This window comes from Pseudomonas sp. KCJK9111 (assembly GCF_046231935.1).
GTDB lineage: Bacteria > Pseudomonadota > Gammaproteobacteria > Pseudomonadales > Pseudomonadaceae > Aquipseudomonas > Aquipseudomonas parafulva_B.
In genome coordinates this window covers 1-5,937 of the sequence record NZ_JBJJMO010000109.1, presented here as the reverse complement: position 1 = coordinate 5,937, position 5,937 = coordinate 1, and the positions used below count along the sequence as shown (strand labels likewise).

1 protein-coding gene, 1 tRNA gene and 1 pseudogene are annotated in these 5,937 nt (G+C 51.7%); all 3 read left to right on the top strand.

The features are described from left to right. Positions 1-170: 170 nt before the first annotated feature. The 3 genes and pseudogenes from ACK59L_RS21165 (at position 171) to ACK59L_RS21155 (ending at position 5,894) form a co-directional block, all read left to right on the top strand. Positions 171-246: transfer RNA gene (locus ACK59L_RS21165), tRNA-Thr, on the top strand. A 116-nt stretch (positions 247-362) separates the two neighbouring features. Continuing rightward, positions 363-737 (top strand): annotated as a pseudogene (locus ACK59L_RS21160) (phage integrase central domain-containing protein); the annotation flags it as partial. Positions 738-1,319: 582 nt separating this feature from the next. Further along, entirely contained in the window at positions 1,320-5,894 is a 4,575-nt protein-coding gene (locus tag ACK59L_RS21155) for an AAA family ATPase (protein WP_409275862.1), read from the top strand. Positions 5,895-5,937: the final 43 nt, after the last annotated feature.

Here is a 5,937-nt window from a genome sequence, read left to right as displayed (position 1 = left end):
GACACCGACAAGCTGTTCTTCAACCCCGGCAAGACCGAGCCAAGCGTCACCACCATCCACCGCGGCTGGTAAGAAAATTCCCCTTTTGGGTCGGTGACTTAGGTCATTTTCAAACAATCGCAAGGAAGTGGTTTACACACGCCAAACGATCGTTATAATGACGCCCCATTGCCGGTATAGCTCAGCTGGTAGAGCAACTGACTTGTAATCAGTAGGTCCCGGGTTCGATTCCTGGTGCCGGCACCATATAAGGTTCCAGAGAAGGCTTTCAAAATCTCTGGAATTCACGAAAAACCCGCCTTTTGGCGGGTTTTTTCGTTTTGGGGTTCAGTTGGATTACTTGGGTAACCAGCGCTAATGAGGTTGGCCTAGGCGACGCACGCCGTAAGTACTTCGAGATCAAGCAGCAGCTCGCCAATGGCATAGACGCCAACCAAGCCGTGACCAACGGCCGCACCTTCGAAAGCGTAGCGCTCGACTGGCAAGCGAGCATGGTGCCGAAGCGGGCGCTCGGCCACGCCAAGACTGTATTCAGCCGGTTGAAGAGCCATGTGTTCTCTTTGATCGGTGCCAGAGCAATCGTTAAGTTTGACACCCACGACTTCATGCAGCCACTGGCCGCCGTGACGTAGCGCAGCACCATCGACGTGGTCCTCAGGATAAAGAACTACCTGAAAAGCATCATGCGGGAGGCCAAACGGCTGCGGCTGCCAGAATTACTGGCATGCATCGAGGACTAAAGAGGTCGCCCGCTCACGCGCCTCACGATGATGCTATCGTTACCATATCGCGCTGCTTGACGAATATCGTCCACAAGCGTCGACTAGGAGTCGCAAGCGCTGTCGATGACGGCAGCCTAGGTGACCCGAACCTTACAAAAGGGCAGAGCCGTGAACAGGGCAAGCTCCATCTTGTTCCTCGTCGGAGAGGATAGGTGACGGCACAGACTGGGACTGCCAGCCAACCGGCTCTGGGAAGGAGTGAAATTCTCATGCCTAGCATTACTTGGCTAAAGCTTAATAGCTCCTTCAGAATGCTCTGTGACAACACGCATAATAACGGTCAATCTACGCCAGAAGCGACTCATTTCCGCAGACCGCTTTGGCAACCAATGAAACTACAATGTTATGTGGCATCGGACGCGATACTCCATCGGCCGGCGCAACGCAAGAAAAAAGACCACCCCACTTTTAAGAGCGTTGTAGACAAATTTTAATATCGCGTGGCGCATCGGCTAATGGTGCCGAGAAAAAAGTGCGACACGGCTCGGCTGCTGAATAGTTCTTTGTGGGACAGTCGTAATCAAACAGGACGAGCAAATGAGCAAAGCAGGGATTCAGTCCAATCGAGGCGATGGTTACCAAACGCTGGTTGCCTTTGACTGGGCGTTGAGCGTTCTTTCGGATCCTGGTTACCAGTGGCTGGAAGTAGATTCCGTAAGCTGGTCAGTCGACGATGTGGTAATCGGCAAAGTAGATGGCACCAAGATTTACTGCCAATGCAAAAAAAACCAGACGCTGCATAAGGCCTGGTCTACCACCGACCTTGCCGAGGAATTGCGCAAGGCAATCAGCTTGTTGACCAGCGATCCGACAGCGGAAATTCGCTTCTATTCGCGCAGCGCGTTCGGTGATCTCTCAAGATTACGGGAGTACAGCACCAACTATGCCGATGAAGCGACCTACCAAGCTAATTTGGGCAAGGCCCTCCAGGAGTCAGATACTGAACTAGGAAATCTCCTTGTCGAGCAGGCGTCGAATCTTTCAACTTACCACTTCCTACAACGTACGGCGTTTGAAATCAGTCCCGGACTGGATCGCATGGAGGCATTTCTGCGCGAACGTTTGTGGCGGTTGGTAAGCAACGGCTCGGCGGCTTACAACACTTTATGGACACGCCTTGACTACCTCGGAATGCGCATTAGCGGCCATGGCGAAAATAGCTCTACGCAGCATCGACTGACAAAGAATAACCTGACTGACTTGCTGGACAAAGCAGGCTCAATGCTGAGCCCTCCCATGGACATGGCAAAGGTTCGTACTTCATTCAACAGCACTTCTGCCATTGGTCGGTCATGGCGCCGAGACATCGGAAGTGAAAGCATTTCGAATCCATCCGTCAACGAGCTCATCGAAGCCATTCAAGCCAAACATGGTTCTATCTTGCTCACTGGCTTGCCAGGCTCCGGCAAGACCTGCGTAATGCTGGCAGCGCAAGAGGCACTGGAACAACTTTCCAAAACCCGCACTGACCTGCTGCCCCTGTTCATTCAATCGCGCGAGTTCGCCGACATCGTTACTGCGCAAGAACGTCAAGCCCTAGGCCTGTCTGAACAATGGGTAGAAGAAGCGGCACGCATGGCGGAGGATGCGCACGTAGTCGTGATGATCGACTCGCTGGATGTACTTTCCATTGCCCGTGAACACGGCGTACTTACGTACTTCCTTGCCCAAATTGATCGTCTGCTGCTGGTCCCCAATATCACCGTCGTCACTGCCTGTCGCGACTTTGACTGTCATTACGATCGACGTATTGCCCAGCGCAGCTGGGGTAAAAAGATCACTTGCCGGCCATTGGAATGGGATACCGAGATAGCGCCTCTGCTCGCGAAACTTAACATTGACGCATCGACCATAGATGCGACCACTCGCGAATTAATTTGTAATCCACGTGAATTGGCTTTGTTTGTTGAATTAGCGCAGCAAGGAGGAAGCTTCAATGTAGTGACCAGCCAAGCGCTGGCACAGCGCTATCTTGCCATGATCGTGCGGGATAACAGCGCACTGGGCGATGCCGCCATGCAAGCCATCGAAGCCATCGCCGCTGACATGCTAAAGTTGCGAAGCCTTGCGGTTCCACGTCAGCGATTCGCCGCCTCACAAGATATTCAACGTGCGCTTCTCAGTAATAAGGTGCTGCATGAGACGCAGGATGGGCAGCTGACATTCGGGCACCAGACCCTGCTCGACGTGTTGGTGATCAGCGGCGCGATGCGCCAAGCTGTGACTTTGAACGCATTCATACAACGTTTACCGCCTGTGCCTTTTGTACGTCCCAGCATTCGCAGCTTTATTACGCAGCTGACGACCGGAGATCGGCGCGAATTACGAAAACAGTTGCGTACTGTTTTGACAGGCAACAACGCCTTCCACATTCGCCGTCTTGTGGCGGAAACTTTTTCAGAACAGCCTCCACACGATGACGACTGGATTTTAATACGCGACCTACGCAATCAGCATCGTGATATGTTTCAGGTGATCTACACCCAGGCGATTCGGGTGGAATGGCATAACTTCTGGATGAAGCATCTAGTACCTTTTTTGAGAGATACCCGCGATATTGACGGGTTAGTGATGCATGTGCATCGTGTGTCTCAATGGAAAAATGACGATGCTGTAGGGGTGTTCGCATTTTGGACCGAAATGCTGGCACTAGATGGAGTGGACAATTCCCAGCTGACCAATTCTATTGCACATGCGATCACGCAAGTCCATGCAGACCATTCAGCAGTGCTTGTGCCTTTGCTTGTCGAATTGCTTAAGTTGCCGAGGCAAGAACACAGCTTTCTTGGGCGTGCACTCGCACGCTGTGTTGACGATGGTGGTATAGACGATTCGGTTCTATGGCGCTATGTCGCTGGCGAAGTTACCGACGATGATGTTCTTGCCTATAGCTTTTGCAATAAATTGCACTGTCAACCCCATAACTTTGGGACAAGCAATAACAGTTTTCTCGCAGATCGAATGCGAAATTCCACGGCATTGCTTGACTTGGCTGTAGCATCGATTGAGCGATGGAGTCAAATCAAGAACTCACGGTATGGTGAAACTCCTGAAAACTTTAGAGGGGATTTCCTGCACCAAACTTCATACAACGACGAACACACCCAGACCGACCATCGGCACCTTGATAGTGAGCGCATACTGCTGGATGCCGTTGAAACCGCTATGGTGCATCACGCAAATACTCAATCGAATTGGTGGCAAAGCAACAGCGAACGTCTGTGCTTAAGCACAGAAGGCGCATTGCGCTATTTCGCCATCCTCGCGTGCATGGCAGCACCAGCCGCTAATCTGAATGTGATTGGCCGCATGCTTTGCAACAAAATACTGCTAGAATCCTGCTTGTCGTATGAACTCGGCACGCTGATAAATGCCACTTTCATGCACCTCGATGCGGCTACGCAAGACGCAATACATTCGACCGTTTTAACCCTTCACTGGAAAACTACAACTGACCCGAAGCCCCATGCATGGGCGCTACGAAATCAAGCGAAACTAATTCTTGCCATCCCCCGCCATCTACGTTCAGCCGATGCACAGGCTGTATTGGACGAATGCGAAAAAGAAATATGGCCTTTGGTTCGCCAGCCGGACATTCACATGCGAGGAGGAATGGTGAGCGCACCGTTTTCTTTCGAGGTGTTTCTCGGTGTAAGCGATGACTCCGTGCTGAACCTGCTGAATCACTACGAAGCGCATGCTAGTAGCTCTTGTGATGACTTTCTGATAGGGGGAGAGAGAGAGGTTGGCTCACAATTACGTGAGGCGGCTTCGCTCCACCCCACCCGCTTTATGAGTCTTTTATCAGCCAACTGGGAGTGCATCTCGGAACGATTTCGAGACGACCTCATGGAGGGCATTGCGACCTACCTGGCTCACCGCTACGGAAACTTGCAGGTCAATGGCACTTGGTCACCTATAGATGAGCCCAATGCTGCAGTGCTGGCGCAGCAAATTCTGAATGAGCTGGAAACGCATCCGAGTCATTGGCACCACAACCGCGTCGCTTCTATAGCAATACAAAGCTGTGCGCACGTCGTTGAACTATTACAGGACGCTACGTGGTTAGTGTCCTTGGCTGCGGACTTTTCGGCACTACAGGAGGAGAGCTCCATCTCAGGAGATTCCGTTGATTTGGTCACAGCGGGCATTAATATGGCCAAAGGTAACGCAGCGGAAGCCTTAATGATCTTGGCCAATCAACTTGAAAAAAAGGGCATACCGTGGCCCCAATCGCTACCGAACGTGCTGCGCCTATTTGCCGCAGACCCGCACCCCGCTATACGCGCCCTATTGCTGCGACGCATGCCTTATTTGCAAAGCTATCACCCAGAACTTGGCTGGGAGCTTTTTGGCCTTGCCATGCAGGAAATATCCCCCGGACTTTGGCCAATAGCCGAATCTAGCCTGTATTACGCCTACCACCAAAAGTTCGAAATTGTCGCTTTGTGGCTAGCACGCCTTCATCGCGAAGGCAGCAAAAAGGATTTTGAGACATGGGGGCGTATATCTGCACTAGCATCCCTTTCGAGGAGACTGGAGTTTTCTGCCTTTCTCGCAGAACTCAACGCAGGGGAAACCGCTGAAGCTTGGCAGGGTGCAGCGAGCGTTTGGACTCACAGCGATAACATTCAGCAGCACCGGGAACAGTGTCTCGCCGGTCTTGAGGCCGGTTTGGGTGCAGAAAATCATTATGCTATTGCAGTTGCCCATAAATTCCGAAACCTCTTCCAAAAGCCAACGCCGCTGGTAGCCATACCCATTGAGTTAATTCGGCGCTGCTTGTTCTTGCTGGGAACAGAAAGTGATTCTGCAAGAAAAGACATCTATGGCTTCGACGCATGGCTGAACGCCATGTCACTCCAAGATCCATTATATGCATTAGAAGCAACCGAGACTTACCTTGATTTTGTTCGGCAAACGAAATCCTATCTATACGATTATGAGAACAACCTCACGCAACTGCTAACCCGCCTTTTTGCGCAGGCTGAAGAACAGGAGGAATCAGACGGTAGCACCATGCTACAGCGGGTGGTAGCGATGCAGGATTCGCTGCTGACTTTGGGTGTCGACGGCATGAACGACTGGCTCAAAGCCGCGGAGCGTCCATGATTATGAGTATCGAAACAGGAACTTTACGAAAATATCATCATAA

Excerpts from the sequence above, each read along its gene's own strand:
- ACK59L_RS21155 (WP_409275862.1), top strand. The coding sequence starts at position 1,320 with ATGAGCAAAGCAGGGATTCAGTCCAATCGAGGCGATGGTTACCAAACG.